We start from the raw sequence: 13,356 nt of genomic DNA on the forward strand, positions 1-13,356 counted from the left end.
GTTTGCGCGTCGTCATGAACCGCCTGTTGCGGACCCGCATGGCAGGTGGTGTGGGAGGGGAGAGTTAAATGCTCTCCTCGACCCGATTAGCCTGCGCCGCTACTATGACGCAACTGCAAAATCTGTGTACTGTCGCATCTTTGGCTCATGAAATGCCAACACAATATCCTCTCTAGGAACCCCTGCACTAACTAAATCAGTAGCGATACCGTCTTCAGTCCAATCCTCTTCAATCCAGAATTTACCATCCCTAATCCGCACATAGGCTGTCATCCCAGTAACACGTTCTCCATTCTGCCAACCAAGATTCATCCAGATATAGTGAGCTTTTGCCTCATCTACAATCAAAAAAGTCTCAATGTCTGGGTTAGGATGGCGGTTACTCAGTTCCACATACTCAGTCAGAATGCGCTTAATTAAATTTGAATACTCGATTAGTTTATCCATTGCACAATCTCCTCTATCTCTATGTCTACAACAATGATTGGAAGTTGATGTTTATTGAGAATGAGCTGAGTTACGTCCTGAGTAAAAAAGGTATTGTATGCAACGTTGCTGATAGCGATGTACAACTTACGATCTGGGGCTGTTTCCTCTAGAAGGTAGCGATAGATGTCATACTGACCGAGAGCCTCTTTTAAGTCTTGTATTTTTGATGCGCCAATAAAGCTTTTCACTTCCACAACTAGCTTCTGCCCATCTCGTTCAGCCGCTATCGGACGTTCAGCACCAAGATCGGCGTACAGCACAGTTTTTCGATATTGAATGACGTAAGGGTCATCTGTAATCGACCAGCCATCTTTTATCAATGCGTTTTTTACTGCATTGTGGATAATGTCTAACTTGGGCATAGTTTAAGTATAAATCAGCCTATTCTTGGTCAGGATATAACTCCAAATTAGTTTGCAAAGTATCAAGTCTAGGAGTGACCCATCTCTCGTGCCAGTAACTCACTAAATCTCTCTGAGTAAAACTTTTCCAAATTACTCGGTTTGTGTCTCCTAGCAGATACTCTTGCCAGTTCTCAGCCAGAGTACAACGGTAATACCCCCTCTGCCATCCGATGCTAAGCATTTCCTCTGACAAACCAAGCTCACGTAAGGCTCTCCTCAAAGTACGCATTTTCCAATTTGGTCCCTGCCCAAATTCGTAGGTTTCAAAGGCATCTTCTGGAACAACCTGTCTGATCAAATCCCAGCTACCATTAGCTGTTATATGAAGATGGCTCTGCCCTTTCGTATAATCTATAAATTCCCAATTGGTTAGACGGTTGTAAATTGCTGATTTGCCAAATGCCCCTAATGTATCGATATAAGTAAGATAGGGTTTTTTGTTTTCGCCAGTAATGACTGAAGGACTATCCTTATATTTTTGATAGAAGTCCTTACGAACTTTTGGAAACATTAAAGTGAGAGCAACCAGCTTAGAACCAAGTACCTGATTGTAAGGAGGTATTGCCCCAAGAATATAGGCAGTCATGCAATTGTATAGGCGTAGCATCTTTTGGTCTTTCGTCCATCCAATAGATTTATCATCCCTAACGCCCAAACCAATAACCGGATCACAAAGACCAACGATACCAATCAGCTTGTCATTCTGACGATCAAAGACAAAATATCGAATACGCCTACCATAGCCAACTGTTACAGGGACAGACCAATGAGATGTAGCATATGCCCAAAGGCGTTGATGTTCATCTCTCGATTCAACTGTAACAAGATAAGGATTAATTTTAGATATATCTATATCTGATGGTTGTGCAAGATATTTTTGAATCTTACTTTTATATTCCTGACCTTTTGAGTTTGTTCGCTCAGCTAATTTTCGCTGAACCTCTCTAAAATCTTCAACAATAACTTGATGTTTTTTTTCATTCCATATAACTCCGTAGTCCTTTAAGTTTTTAAGAATCTTTCGTTTAAGAGCCTTTTTTTGCTTTTCTTCCATCGTGTTTTGCCTGAGAATTTGTGAAATATGATCCTCAAGCTAAATTAATCCTTGAATTTAGCTTCTGGGTATACTTTCTCTCCTACCAGCTTTTCAAATTCAGTGACTCGAACAGGAAGGGCGAAGGCTTGGTCTGACGAAACCATATAGAGATTACCCGCGATTGTCTCGCGTTGGATGAAGTTTGAGATCACTCCATCATAGTTGATATTGGACTTCACAAGTGCCTTAATATCATCAGAGTTACCCATATGGAAGGCAAAGAAATTTTCTGCCTGGGTTCGGATTTCATCAGAAATTGCAGAAGGACGTTGAGTTACTGCAACTAAGCCAAGTCCAAATTTGCGTCCTTCCTTTGCTACTCTGACAAATGGATTTGCATTGGACTTGACAAATTCTTGAGATAAAACGTTTTGAGCTTCCTCTACAAAAACAACAGCATTGACAACTTCTTCTGGCTTGTCTGAGGTGAATTTTTCTTTATTGCTTTCAAATAGCTTACGAACCAAAATAGTTGAAATAATACTGGCATCCATGTTGTCTTTTAGCGACAAATCAATAATGACAGTTTTTCCTTGCTTCAAGTACTTAAATACATCTTCTATAAGTTCTGACGTTCCAGAATGCAAATTACCTTCGTCAATTAGATGACGAATTCTCTTCCGAATCGCCATAATTGTTTTCCTAGCAGAGACATCTTCCTTCCCAGATGATGATTTCTTTTGTTCTCCGAAAAAATCAGAAAAGTCTCGATGAAGATTACTTGGATTGGCAACATAATCATCAATATTTTCTATAAAGCTGGATACACCTTCCTCATCAAGATATAGAAGAAAAGATTTCATGACTTCAGAAAAGCCAGCTCCAAAGTTTAATATGTCACCTACTGCTAAATGCTTATGCATATTCAGTGCGACTTTTCCACGGAAGATAAATCGATTCTGCTGTTTATAAATTTCTGGTAATTTCTTATCGGTATATACAACAACATTATCCCGGACTGGATTTTCATTAATGTCCCCTAATCCATATGTAGCAGTGCCACGCAAGAAGTATTCACCATTCAGATCAAAAATCAATTTTCCATATGATGTATCACGAGTCATATGGTAGAGAAGTACTTTAACAAGATTGGTTTTGCCAAAACCTGACTGGGCGAAAACCATTGTGCGTTTGTTACGCAGCTTTCCAATCTCAAACAGAATCGGACCCTTATCTTTGAAGACAGTTTCTCCTACACAGAGATATCCAATCTCAACACCATTTTCATTGGTTTTGTTGAGGATCGATTCTATTTCACGCTTATTAAGATGCCTCGCAATGTAAGAAACAACTGGCAATTTTCTTACAGCCGTTGTGAAAGAAATTGTAGAGCCACTGTCTGTAAATGTACCTAGAATTCGTACTTTGTAGGTGTAGCTAAACATTTTTTGCTTATCTCGTTCAGAAAGCTCTCTTTCTGCAATTCGAGCATAATGTACAGCAATTAAAGTTTTATCCTGCGACTTAAAGATCGGGTCTTCGTCATAAATTTCAGCCTCGACCCTTGCAAGGTATTTTGTATTTCCCTCATCTTTCGGTGTTAGCACAATAAAATCACCAGTCTGTGGACTGGCTTTAGCATCCTCATAAGAGGAATATATTAATAGTGCGTCTTCAGTAGTTTTCTGACCGTAGAGAACTCCAAAATCAACCTTTCCCATAGTTCAATCTCTCCTAAAATCTTTCGTGCATATCTAGAAAAAGATTTTCGATATCAACATTGTCCATCCTTTGATCCCTGTAAAGGGAGTATTTCAGACGAGCTATGATTTCCTCTTTAAAGTTTTTCTTTAATGAGATGAAATTATGCACCTCACATAATGGATAAGGATAGCCAAGAATATAATGTTCTTGAGTAAGACGGGTTAATTCCTTGAATATAGAATCCAACTCTGCTCTGTCTCTTTCAAGCTTTTCTGATTCAATTTCGGGAATTGCGTTAAAAATGTTTGCGTCTATGATGAGCCAGTCATAGTTTTGCAATTTTTCAACGTAGTCCAGCCTAGCCGCAAAAAACAATCCAAATCCTCGTCCTCCACGAATAGATTTTTTGATAAACATATCGCCTTGATATGCCGACTTGAGAATTACATCGGGAACCTCAAACCAACAACAAAGCTTTTTGCGTTTTGGATCTGTTTCCGTGAAGGGATACTCGTACTTAAGCTGATCTTGCAAATAGTTGTCTATCTGCTTGAATGTATAAGCAAGCTCCATTTTAATAGGAGATTGCTTCGTGACAGCAACTATTCTTACGCCTTTTTCGTGGGCATATTTTCCTAATTTCACTAAATACTTCTGCTTAATTTGCAAGGGACGTAGCGTGCCATCTCGTAAAATGAAATCCCCTGACTTTGTTCCTGCTAGATCAATGACTTCTAAAATGAGGGCAATCTCTAATACTTCTTGGCAAAATCCCAACAGTGTTGATAGGTTTGTGCAAATTTGTTCTTTCTTATACGGAAATATTTCTTCTGGTTTCTCGTTTAGAAAATTGAGTAAATTCTTTACAGGCTCTAAAGTTAAAAATTCATCGTAAATAGCAACTAAGTGATCTTGATGGGTAATCAGAATATTTTGTGGATAATATGCTTTACCCAATATGACTGGATCATCCAGTGAGTTCATCCGAATCTGCTGACCTTTATGAAAACAGATATAGCCAGCAGCATAGATGGCAATGCATAAACCGTTATAAAATTGTTCGCTGTTGTAGCTACCATCGATCGCGTAGAACCGTCTATCGCTATCATCGATTTGATCGAATGGGATAATCTCAAATATCTGAGGAGTCTCTATATTTTCTTCATGCCCAATTACGGGAATACCATAATTTTTGTTGCTTCTTGTATTGATATGTTTAGCAACTAACTCAATAGCACTGTCAGGTATCTCTTTTCTGGGCATATCTAGTTTTCAGCACTCTCGTCTAGAGCAATTGTACCCATTAGCTTTAAATGATGCACACTTATGGGACCTTGCATACCCCAGTTCCGGCTTTTCACCCTCAATGATAGCCCTACTAGCAGTTTCGAGGTACAGCCTTACCAGTACTTTACGCTCAATTTGCTCTAGCTGCTAACAGATATGCTTCGGGCTGTACCCCACCGTTAACCCAGCAGGCTAACTATTAATAGACGGAATTTTTCCGCCTAAGATCCCAATTTAGGGTAGATAGGCAGATTTTATCTGCCTAAGATCCCAAATCAGAGTATTAGGTAGAAACTTTCCGCCTAAGATCCTAAATTATAGTATTAGGCAGACGGATTTCTGCATCATAGCCATCAGCCAGGGAAGTAGGTAGAGAGCTTCAAGAAATCTTCAAATCAGAATGGCTTATCAGTTACCACTCAGACTGATCTTCGATCGCGAAGGGCAATTGTGTATTACTAGCGATCGCGCCACACGACACTGCGATCGCTTCCAGCTTGCAACGATTGAACTTAAGAAAATGCCTGTTTGCTTGCTGTTTTTAAGTTTTCTATAAACAAAGAGGCGATTGGCTAACTCATTTTGCCCATTTGCTGATTCATTTTAAGGTTTTGAGTCAGTCAACAGGCGATCGACTGTCTCATTTAGGTGTTTTCCGCAAACAAATAGGTCATTTGCTTTCTCAAACTGGAGTTTGCTTGCTCATTTCAGTAGTTTCCGCAAACAAACAGGTCAATGGCTAACTGATTTCAGTCAATGGTGAATACACTGCCGCGATCGCTCAAAGAACTGTACGTCACACCTATTAATCTCCCGACAAGAAGGTAACGATTTAGTTGAGCGGTGATAGCAATCTCAAACCTAGCTCTGAGAACTGATCTCATCTGCTCCAATAGCGTGTCGTGCAGCGCTATCATCAATCATTCTGAGTACTTTTTCCATAATTTCTTTGCACCCATAATCTGGTTTAGATACATCTCCTAACTCATCAGCGCGAAACACATTGAGCTGAGACTTCGTAGTAATCATGTTCTGCACGGCAGCTTCGGAAACACCTATTTTCTCTTCAAACGTTAGCTCAGCACCGTCTTCTAATTCATCGTGAATCACATTTAAGCCGCGTAATCCCCGATAAATCCAAATGGTTTTCTGATTAGTGAGATTAAGGTATGAGTCTTCACCTGCTCTACCCAGTTGTTCAGCCTTCTCAAACGCTTCTTCAGGAGAATCGGCACGAACAAGAACAATGTTGACGTGAACAACATTGCGCGGTTCCCCCTCAATTCTGCACTCCATCACTAGCTCTGCAATGTACCATTTCGCGTCTTTAGGAATATATGCCATTTTCGCTCCGTCAGCATTTCAACTTACCCTCGTCGCCTTCACTTTAATCGATCGCTTGCTGATTAATTACCATTGGCAACCTTTGTTTTGTGTGTTTTGATCAAGATACTCTGAAACACTACGAAAAAGCTTGTGTATAAGTCGCTGCTTGGTAAAAATGCAATGAATTTGACACAGTACAGTTACATTTTAGTGATTGATTTGGAAGCGACTTGCTGTAGGCAAGATGAGTTTCCTCGGAATGAAATGGAAATTATCGAAATTGGGGCGGTGATAGTGGCAACTCAATCACTGACGATCGTGGATGAATTTCAAACCTTTATTCGTCCCGTGCGTCATCCGCAATTAACCACCTTCTGTTGTGAGTTAACCACCATCACCCAAGCCCAAGTCGATCAGGCTCCCAGCTATCCAGCCGCGATCGCCCGCCTGCAATCCTGGCTGTCAGCTTATCCCAATTATGTGTTTGCCTCTTGGGGCGACTACGATCGCAAGCAATTCCAGCAGGATAGCCAATATCATCAAATTCCCTACCCCTTCCCTGCCGAGCATATCAACCTGAAACAAGGCTTTGCCAGACACCAAACGGCTAATCAACGATATGGCATGGCAGAAGCCTTAGAACGAGTTGGCATCACGCTCGAAGGCACACATCATCGAGGCATTGATGATGCCCGGAATATTGCCAAACTGCTGCCCTATTCCCTAGGTATTAAACAGATCGATCGTTAATTCACGACCTGGCTGCCATGACTACGGGGATCGCTAGCACTGGCTTTGGGCGTGCTGACAGGAGCCGCAAATGCTGAAGTTTGACCGCTTGCCTGGGCGTAAGGTAACTCGTCGCCAGTGGTCAGCGCCACGAGATTCGCTTCCATAATCGATCGCGGTTGTTCACCGATCGCCTGGGCAATATCCTTGCCATCCTTGCCTAAAAACACAAAATGCGGAATGCCATCGACGCGATAGGAGAGAATTTCGGGCAACCACTTGCTGTTATCCACATTCAGCATCACGAAGTTGACGCGATCGCCATACTGCTGTTTCAGCGCTTGTAAGTCGGGAGCCATTGCCTGACAACTTGTACACCAGTTGGCGTAAAACTCCATTAACGTCGGTTTACCGTTACTTAAGGCGACATTGAATGGGACGGATGTTTCTGCCATTTCAGTCAATAATCCTGATCCGGTTTCCGTCCCAAATCCGAGAAACACCGAAATACTAAGAGCGATCGCAACGATGGCAATCACAATATTGCGGACTCGCTGACTCACTAAGGACTCTGGTGGCGTTGAGGGTGTGATTGGGGGTTTAGTGGACTCTTCCGACATAGGCTGGCTGACCAAGGATGACATCACTCTTCAGTGTACCGATTCTTGGCGGGATAGGGATGTCTTCCCAATCGGATCGGTTCCCCTCACTACCGGGGGGACTATTACGACAGATCGGCGGGTTTTCTACACCAGAGGTTTTTTAAGGCATCTGTCAGGATGATGGTGTGACATTCAAGGACACCTGCAATGAAGTTCTTCATCCAACCGCTTTATAACTTGTATCGCACTGTGCTGCGGAATTCTAAATATCGTTGGGTGGTTGTTGGCGCTAGTTTGTTATATCTCCTTAGCCCGATCGATTTAGTGACCGATGTCATCCCTGTGATTGGCTGGTTGGATGATGGTGTCGTTGCCACATTATTAGTGACAGAAATTTCTCAGGCGGTGCTAGAGCAACGCAAAGCCCGTAAACAAAAGAAAGCGGTTAGCGTTAGTTAGCGATCGCCCAATTATCCAGTCTTCAATCAACATCCTGTGATTTACCAAGGAGAAACTCCATGAAACTACTTCGATATGCCTTAGGTATTCTGGTTCCCCCACTGGGTGTATTTCTCACCTATGGGATCAGTGCCACGCTGCTAATCAACATCTTGTTAACGGTTCTTGGTTGGGTTCCTGGCAGCATTCATGCCGTTTGGGCGATCGCGAAACACGACGAAAAGCTCAACCAACCTGGCACTGTCTAAGTCGGCTCGGTTTAGCCACTTCATAATTCACTTTTTACCTCATTTAGGGAGGACAACATGATGGGATATTTCTTAACGACATTAATCACTGCTTTAAGCTTACTGGTGGTTGATTTGCTGATCCCAGGCGTGACGATCGCCACCTTTCCCGCCGCACTACTAGCCGGTGTTTCGATTGGGTTAGTCAACGGCTCCATCAAACCAGTGCTATCGTTTTTATCGCTACCGATTAACTTCCTCACCCTTGGAGCCTTCTCTCTGGTGGTGAATGGCATCTGTTTCTGGTTAGCCTCCTTGCTGGTTCCTGGGTTTGCCGTTCATGGGCTATTGGCTCTGATCCTGGGGCCGATCGTCCTATCGTTTGCCAGCACTTTCCTCAATCGTTACTTTAATGAGAAAGGTTTGTTATCTGGACGCAATTCAACTGCGATCGAAGCTAGCAACCAATAAGCTCTGATCACAATCAATAGCTGGATCTTGCGAGCGCGTTTCTGTCAGAGATGCGTTCGTTTTGTCTTGTTTAGTTTCTACTGATCATTAATCACGCCACTCTCTGGCAATCCTCTCTACAATCGAGGTGGTGGATTAATCATGCAAGCGTGTGAAAAAGCGAGTTACTTTAACCTTTCCCAAACGATCGGTACACATGCCCGTCACTTACCGATTGGCAAAAGATTTTAACGTGGCGGCAAATATTATTCGTGCCCAGGTTGCCCCCAACCAGATTGGTAAGTTGGTGGTAGAACTGTTGGGCGACATTGATGAATTAGATGCCGCGATCGAGTGGATGCGATCGCAGGATATTGGGGTTTCCCTAGCCAGCCGCGAAATTCTGATCGATGAGGAGGTTTGCGTTCACTGTGGACTCTGTACCGGAGTGTGTCCCACGGAAGCCCTCAGCCTCGATCCCGAATCCTTTAAGCTAACCTTTACGCGATCGCGCTGTATTGTTTGCGAGCAGTGTATTCCGACCTGTCCAGTGCAGGCGATTTCCACCAACCTTTAACTCCACAAATCGGCTTTTGTAGGGAGGAAATCTGATTGCTGATTCAACAAAAACCAAGCCGTCCTTGGGCAGTTTTGCCTATATTGCTACCTTCTAGCCCCCTAAATCCCCCTTTCTACGATGCCGTCAGGCTATATTCTGGGGGACTTTGAAAACTCTTTTCCCCCCAGAATTGGGGGGCTAGGGGGGTGAAAACGGCTGTAAGCGTCCTATGATTTCTCCACAAAATTCAGCGAAACGCCATTCATGCAATAGCGTTGACCTGTGGGTTGCGGCCCATCGTTAAATACATGCCCCAAATGCCCACCACAGCGACGGCAGTGAACTTCCACCCGGGTCATAAAGAACGATCGATCCGTCGTCGTAGCGATCGCATCCTCCAGGGGGGCATAGAAGCTAGGCCAGCCGGTACCACTATTAAATTTCGTTTCTGAGGAAAACAAGGGTAAACCGCACCCGGCACAGGTATAAGTCCCCTCGGTATAGTTTTTATCCAGAGGACTGGTGCCTGCCCGTTCGGTGCCATGTTTACGCAAGACCTGAAACTGCTCTGGAGTCAGAACTTCCTTCCATTCAGCTTCGGTTTTCGTCACTTCAAATTTTTGATCTGCCGATGTCATCAGATTATTTCTCCTGAGGAAATTACGGGAACTGTAAGCCACGATCGCGATCGCAACCCCTATCCCTAAAAACACGCGTCTCTTCATACTCCTTTACAATCCATTATGAAATGGATCGTGGTTTCTTCGCCACTCACAGTATGATTTGGCAATCCCAAATAGAACTGAGTGACAGATTAAAGGTAAATGAGAAGCTGGAAATAAGGCTGTAAAAGGCTTTCAGCAATTAATGCTCAAAAACCTAAAAATACTTAGTCTCCCCGGTTGTAAAAAACGGAACAGGCTCTAAAATTGGGAGATTTGAATTTGAGCGTTGGGAGGTTCCTGCGATGCCTGTAGGTTTACCTGAATTTGTAGAAAATCCAGAAAACCGTTGTCCAGTGGTGCTTTTACTGGATACTTCGACTTCAATGGCAGGAAAACCGATCGAAGAACTGCGGCGAGGAGTGCAAATTTTTAAGGAGGAGATTCAAAAGGATACCAAAGCGGCCTTGACGGTAGAAGTAGCGATCGTGACCTTTGGGCCGGTGCAGTTAGCTCAGGATTTTGCCACGATCGATCGCCTGCAAGTGCCGGAATTGGTCGCTGATGGCTATACCCCGATGGGAGAAGCGATCGAGTACGGCTTAAATTTATTGGAAGGTCGGAAAGAAATCTATAAAGGTCACGGTGTCCAATACTATCGTCCCTGGATTTTCTTGATCACGGATGGTGCGCCAACCGATAGTTGGCAAAATGCTGCCCAACGAATTCGCCAGGGTGAAGGTCAGCGAAAATTCTGTTTCTTTGCCGTTGGCGTGGAAGGCGTTGATTTAGAAACCTTGAAACAAATTGCGCCTCCAGATCGCCCCCCGGCTTTACTCCAAGGCTTAGATTTCAAATCACTGTTTATCTGGCTCAGTACCTCGATGAAGCGTGTCTCCAGTGGCAAAGTTGGAGAAGCGATCGCGCTGCCACCGGTCGGTTGGGCACAAATTGCCACCTGATTCTGCTGTTTTGTTTTGTTTAAGGTTGAGTTGTGTCCTGGAAAACGATTACCCGCTCAGCGATCGGCACCTTGCATCAAACCATGAATTTACCCTGCCAGGATTATGGCGGCGATCGAGTCTTGGGGGAAGTGGTGATGGGAGTGGTTGCCGATGGGGCGGGCAGTGCCAAATATGCTGATGTAGGGGCAACGGTGGCGGTGACGACTGCCCTCGATTTCCTTGCCCGTACCGAGACATGGTTACAACGCCAGCGTCATCTGTCCTGGCAGGCCTTTGGGCAGCGACCGTCAGATCAACTGGCACAGAATCTGTTTACGAAAGTTGTTGAGCAGGTGGTATCTGTGCTACAACAGACTGCCGATCGCAACCACTGGGATATTGATGACTTAGCCTGTACTCTGTTAGCCTTTATCGCCACTCCCGATTGGTTAGCCGCCATGCAAATTGGGGATGGATTTATTGTGGTGCGAACGCCCGATCAACCCTATCGTCTGCTATTTCAACCGCATAAAGGAGAATATGCCAATCAAACTACTTTTGTCACCTCGACCGCCGCATTAGTAGACATGCAGATTCAAGTTTTGGCAGAACCCGCCTCGTTCATTTGTGCAGCGACGGATGGCTTGGAGAAAGTTGCCATTCGCTTAAGTGATTGGACGGCGTTTCCCCCCTTCTTTCAGCCCCTAGAAGAATACATGCAAGAGACGGCTGATCCCAACCAGGAAGACGATTATCTGGTGGCATTTCTGGAGTCCGATCGCCTGAATCAGCGCACAGATGACGATAAGACCGTGTTGCTCTGTCTGTATGATCACAGTCAAGCGCATGTTGACGAGTCAACGATTCACAACTAAATATTTCAACTCACTCTCACGGCACCATGAAAACTCTCACTACTAGCACCGATCAAGCGATTACATTACTTCACTGTATTGCCAGTAGTGGAGAGGGCGAGGTTTGGCAAACCCAATTCGACGATCGCTTAGCAAAAATTTATCATCATCCTACCCCTGCCCGGATCGCCAAGTTGCAGGTAATGATTGCCCATCCTCCCCGTGATCCGAATGCCAAACTTAGCCATATTTCGTTTGCCTGGCCACAGGCGCTGCTGCATGATGCTAGTGGTAGGGCAGTTGGTTTCTTGATGCCGAAAATTGCCGATAGTGTGGATTTGTTGGGGGTGTATAATCCCCAGCAACGACAAAAAGTGTTACCGGGATTTGATTGGCGCTATTTGCATGTGACGGCGGCAAATATTGCCTCGATCGTGGCAGCGATTCACCGCGCCGGATATGTGATTGGTGATATTAAACCCCAGAATATTTTGGTGAATAATCGAGCCTTACCCGCCATCATCGATACGGATTCTTTCCAGGTACGCGATCCGGTAAATGGCATCCTCTATCGCTGTTTAGTCGGTTCCGAAGGGTTTACACCACCGGAGTTGTTAGGCAAAGATTTGGAATATGTGGAACAAACGCCGGAACACGATCGCTTTCGGTTGGCAGTAATTATTTATTTGTTGTTGTTTGGTGATTATCCATTTAAGGGCAAATGGATTGGTACGGGTGAGTCTCCCTTACCTACGGAGTTACTTCGGCAAGGGTGGTGGGCGTATGCTCCCAATAGCTTAATTCAACCTGGACTGCTGACAGTCCCATTAAAAACAGTACATCCAGAATTACGCCGTTACTTTTTACGTTGCTTTAATCAAGGACATCGCCAACCAGAATTACGACCGACCCCAACGGAATGGTTACAGGCGTTAAAACTGGCGATCGCCGAATTACAACCCTGTAGAAAAGTTAGATTACATCACTACAGTCACGCTTACGGTAAGTGTTACTGGTGTGAGCGGAAGGCAAAACTAGGTGTCGATGTTTTTCCCGCTCCCCCCACGGCAATGCAGCGCTTAATTAAACAGCAACGGGCGAAGATCCATGCCGCGACTCAGCCGCTTGCAGTTAAACTGCGCCGATCGCGCTCCAAATCCTCTACATTACCTCAATCAATAACCGGATCATTGTTTCCGGCTTCTCTGCCACCTATCTCTAATAGCGCTCAATGGCAACCTTATGGAGCCACCATGCAACCGCCCTTACAGCGATCGATTGATTGGGGAAGGGTTGGAACGGCGGCTGGAGCGATCGCAGTGATTGCCGCCACGTTTGGTTTATTGGCATTTCTTAGCCGTTCTCAAATGGATACCGCCGAAATTCAATTAACGATCGTCGGTATTATGTTGTGTTTAGGCTTAGTGGGCGTGGGCTATTTCCTGTTGAAAGTCACCGAACACCAAAATTTTTAATGCCTTCCTCAACCAGGATTGAAGCATGAAACCATGAGGAACTAATGAAGATAGAATTGGGAAAACCAATGACTGTTAACTGATGTATTGATGATTCTCAATTGATGCTTCGTCCATCAAAAAAAGATTCATTGATCACTACTTGAATC

The 13,356-nt window shown here is 44.3% G+C and carries 17 protein-coding genes; 9 read left to right on the forward strand and 8 right to left on the reverse strand.

All coding sequences use genetic code 11. From position 1 onward, the window contains the following. Positions 1–102 precede the first annotated feature (102 nt). The 5 genes from ACN4EK_RS04820 to ACN4EK_RS04840 are packed head-to-tail and all read right to left on the reverse strand — an operon-like array spanning position 103 to position 4,896. Complete coding sequence (locus ACN4EK_RS04820) at positions 103–447, reverse strand: XisI protein (protein WP_431656356.1); 345 nt, start codon at positions 445–447, stop codon at positions 103–105. Then, positions 435–851 carry an element excision factor XisH family protein gene (locus ACN4EK_RS04825; protein ID WP_431656357.1) on the reverse strand — a complete coding sequence of 139 codons (417 nt, stop codon included), beginning with the start codon at positions 849–851 and terminating at the stop codon, positions 435–437. The genes ACN4EK_RS04820 and ACN4EK_RS04825 overlap by 13 nt, the downstream gene beginning before the upstream one ends. A 19-nt stretch (positions 852–870) precedes the next feature. After that, entirely contained in the window at positions 871–1,947 is a 1,077-nt protein-coding gene (locus ACN4EK_RS04830) for a Druantia anti-phage system protein DruA (RefSeq protein WP_431656358.1), read from the reverse strand. A 44-nt stretch (positions 1,948–1,991) separates the two neighbouring features. Then, positions 1,992–3,650: an ATP-binding protein gene (locus tag ACN4EK_RS04835; protein WP_431656359.1), complete on the reverse strand. Its 1,659-nt coding sequence runs from the start codon at positions 3,648–3,650 to the stop codon at positions 1,992–1,994. A gap of 13 nt (positions 3,651–3,663) precedes the next feature. Then, a complete protein-coding gene (locus ACN4EK_RS04840) occupies positions 3,664–4,896 on the reverse strand; it encodes a DNA double-strand break repair nuclease NurA (RefSeq protein WP_431656360.1) in 1,233 nt (410 codons plus the stop codon). Between the two features lie 424 nt (positions 4,897–5,320). Between ACN4EK_RS04840 and ACN4EK_RS04845 the strand changes: the two genes are divergently transcribed. Next, positions 5,321–5,476 carry a hypothetical protein gene (locus ACN4EK_RS04845; protein WP_431656361.1) on the forward strand — a complete coding sequence of 52 codons (156 nt, stop codon included), beginning with the start codon at positions 5,321–5,323 and terminating at the stop codon, positions 5,474–5,476. A gap of 305 nt (positions 5,477–5,781) precedes the next feature. Here ACN4EK_RS04845 and ACN4EK_RS04850 read toward each other — a convergent pair whose 3' ends face one another. Beyond that, complete coding sequence (locus ACN4EK_RS04850) at positions 5,782–6,264, reverse strand: DUF4288 domain-containing protein (protein WP_431656362.1); 483 nt, start codon at positions 6,262–6,264, stop codon at positions 5,782–5,784. Between the two features lie 162 nt (positions 6,265–6,426). Between ACN4EK_RS04850 and ACN4EK_RS04855 the strand changes: the two genes are divergently transcribed. Then, positions 6,427–6,996, forward strand: a complete 570-nt coding sequence (locus ACN4EK_RS04855; RefSeq protein WP_431656363.1) for an exonuclease domain-containing protein — start codon at positions 6,427–6,429, stop codon at positions 6,994–6,996. Here ACN4EK_RS04855 and ACN4EK_RS04860 read toward each other — a convergent pair. Beyond that, complete coding sequence (locus tag ACN4EK_RS04860) at positions 6,993–7,619, reverse strand: thioredoxin family protein (protein ID WP_431656364.1); 627 nt, start codon at positions 7,617–7,619, stop codon at positions 6,993–6,995. The genes ACN4EK_RS04855 and ACN4EK_RS04860 overlap by 4 nt on opposite strands. Before the next feature lie 165 nt (positions 7,620–7,784). Between ACN4EK_RS04860 and ACN4EK_RS04865 the strand changes: the two genes are divergently transcribed. From ACN4EK_RS04865 to ACN4EK_RS04880, 4 genes are all read left to right on the forward strand, one after another. Beyond that, on the forward strand, positions 7,785–8,036 hold the full coding sequence (locus ACN4EK_RS04865; protein WP_431656365.1) for a YkvA family protein: 252 nt from the start codon (positions 7,785–7,787) through the stop codon (positions 8,034–8,036). A gap of 59 nt (positions 8,037–8,095) precedes the next feature. After that, positions 8,096–8,284 carry a YqaE/Pmp3 family membrane protein gene (locus tag ACN4EK_RS04870; protein WP_431656366.1) on the forward strand — a complete coding sequence of 63 codons (189 nt, stop codon included), beginning with the start codon at positions 8,096–8,098 and terminating at the stop codon, positions 8,282–8,284. Between the two features lie 60 nt (positions 8,285–8,344). After that, positions 8,345–8,734, forward strand: a complete 390-nt coding sequence (locus tag ACN4EK_RS04875; protein ID WP_431656367.1) for a phage holin family protein — start codon at positions 8,345–8,347, stop codon at positions 8,732–8,734. Between the two features lie 151 nt (positions 8,735–8,885). Continuing rightward, the gene (locus ACN4EK_RS04880; RefSeq protein WP_431656368.1) at positions 8,886–9,290 is read left to right on the forward strand and encodes an NIL domain-containing protein; all 405 of its coding nucleotides are present in this window, start codon (positions 8,886–8,888) and stop codon (positions 9,288–9,290) included. Positions 9,291–9,499: 209 nt separating this feature from the next. On the opposite strand, the gene msrB is transcribed toward ACN4EK_RS04880, so the two are convergent. Then, positions 9,500–9,997: a peptide-methionine (R)-S-oxide reductase MsrB gene (gene msrB / locus ACN4EK_RS04885; protein ID WP_431656369.1), complete on the reverse strand. Its 498-nt coding sequence runs from the start codon at positions 9,995–9,997 to the stop codon at positions 9,500–9,502. Positions 9,998–10,239: 242 nt separating this feature from the next. Between msrB and ACN4EK_RS04890 the strand changes: the two genes are divergently transcribed. From ACN4EK_RS04890 to ACN4EK_RS04900, 3 genes are read left to right on the forward strand one after another with little or no spacing between them, the layout of a single operon-like run. Continuing rightward, entirely contained in the window at positions 10,240–10,896 is a 657-nt protein-coding gene (locus ACN4EK_RS04890) for a vWA domain-containing protein (RefSeq protein WP_431656370.1), read from the forward strand. 32 nt (positions 10,897–10,928) lie between these two features. Then, positions 10,929–11,753 carry a PP2C family serine/threonine-protein phosphatase gene (locus tag ACN4EK_RS04895; protein WP_431656371.1) on the forward strand — a complete coding sequence of 275 codons (825 nt, stop codon included), beginning with the start codon at positions 10,929–10,931 and terminating at the stop codon, positions 11,751–11,753. A gap of 26 nt (positions 11,754–11,779) precedes the next feature. Further along, positions 11,780–13,207: a helix-hairpin-helix domain-containing protein gene (locus ACN4EK_RS04900; RefSeq protein WP_431656372.1), complete on the forward strand. Its 1,428-nt coding sequence runs from the start codon at positions 11,780–11,782 to the stop codon at positions 13,205–13,207. Positions 13,208–13,356 lie beyond the last annotated feature (149 nt).

The organism is Pantanalinema rosaneae CENA516, assembly GCF_050753385.1.
GTDB classification, from domain to species: domain Bacteria; phylum Cyanobacteriota; class Cyanobacteriia; order Leptolyngbyales; family Leptolyngbyaceae; genus Pantanalinema; species Pantanalinema rosaneae.

Excerpts from the sequence above, each read along its gene's own strand:
- ACN4EK_RS04835 (WP_431656359.1), bottom strand. The coding sequence starts at position 3,650 with ATGGGAAAGGTTGATTTTGGAGTTCTCTACGGTCAGAAAACTACTGAA.
- ACN4EK_RS04890 (WP_431656370.1), top strand. The coding sequence starts at position 10,240 with ATGCCTGTAGGTTTACCTGAATTTGTAGAAAATCCAGAAAACCGTTGT.
- ACN4EK_RS04830 (WP_431656358.1), bottom strand. The coding sequence starts at position 1,947 with ATGGAAGAAAAGCAAAAAAAGGCTCTTAAACGAAAGATTCTTAAAAAC.
- ACN4EK_RS04860 (WP_431656364.1), bottom strand. The coding sequence starts at position 7,619 with ATGTCATCCTTGGTCAGCCAGCCTATGTCGGAAGAGTCCACTAAACCC.
- ACN4EK_RS04865 (WP_431656365.1), top strand. The coding sequence starts at position 7,785 with ATGAAGTTCTTCATCCAACCGCTTTATAACTTGTATCGCACTGTGCTG.
- ACN4EK_RS04840 (WP_431656360.1), bottom strand. The coding sequence starts at position 4,896 with ATGCCCAGAAAAGAGATACCTGACAGTGCTATTGAGTTAGTTGCTAAA.
- ACN4EK_RS04820 (WP_431656356.1), bottom strand. The coding sequence starts at position 447 with ATGGATAAACTAATCGAGTATTCAAATTTAATTAAGCGCATTCTGACT.
- ACN4EK_RS04845 (WP_431656361.1), top strand. The coding sequence starts at position 5,321 with ATGGCTTATCAGTTACCACTCAGACTGATCTTCGATCGCGAAGGGCAA.
- ACN4EK_RS04870 (WP_431656366.1), top strand. The coding sequence starts at position 8,096 with ATGAAACTACTTCGATATGCCTTAGGTATTCTGGTTCCCCCACTGGGT.
- ACN4EK_RS04825 (WP_431656357.1), bottom strand. The coding sequence starts at position 851 with ATGCCCAAGTTAGACATTATCCACAATGCAGTAAAAAACGCATTGATA.
- msrB (WP_431656369.1), bottom strand. The coding sequence starts at position 9,997 with ATGAAGAGACGCGTGTTTTTAGGGATAGGGGTTGCGATCGCGATCGTG.
- ACN4EK_RS04850 (WP_431656362.1), bottom strand. The coding sequence starts at position 6,264 with ATGGCATATATTCCTAAAGACGCGAAATGGTACATTGCAGAGCTAGTG.
- ACN4EK_RS04900 (WP_431656372.1), top strand. The coding sequence starts at position 11,780 with ATGAAAACTCTCACTACTAGCACCGATCAAGCGATTACATTACTTCAC.
- ACN4EK_RS04875 (WP_431656367.1), top strand. The coding sequence starts at position 8,345 with ATGGGATATTTCTTAACGACATTAATCACTGCTTTAAGCTTACTGGTG.
- ACN4EK_RS04855 (WP_431656363.1), top strand. The coding sequence starts at position 6,427 with ATGAATTTGACACAGTACAGTTACATTTTAGTGATTGATTTGGAAGCG.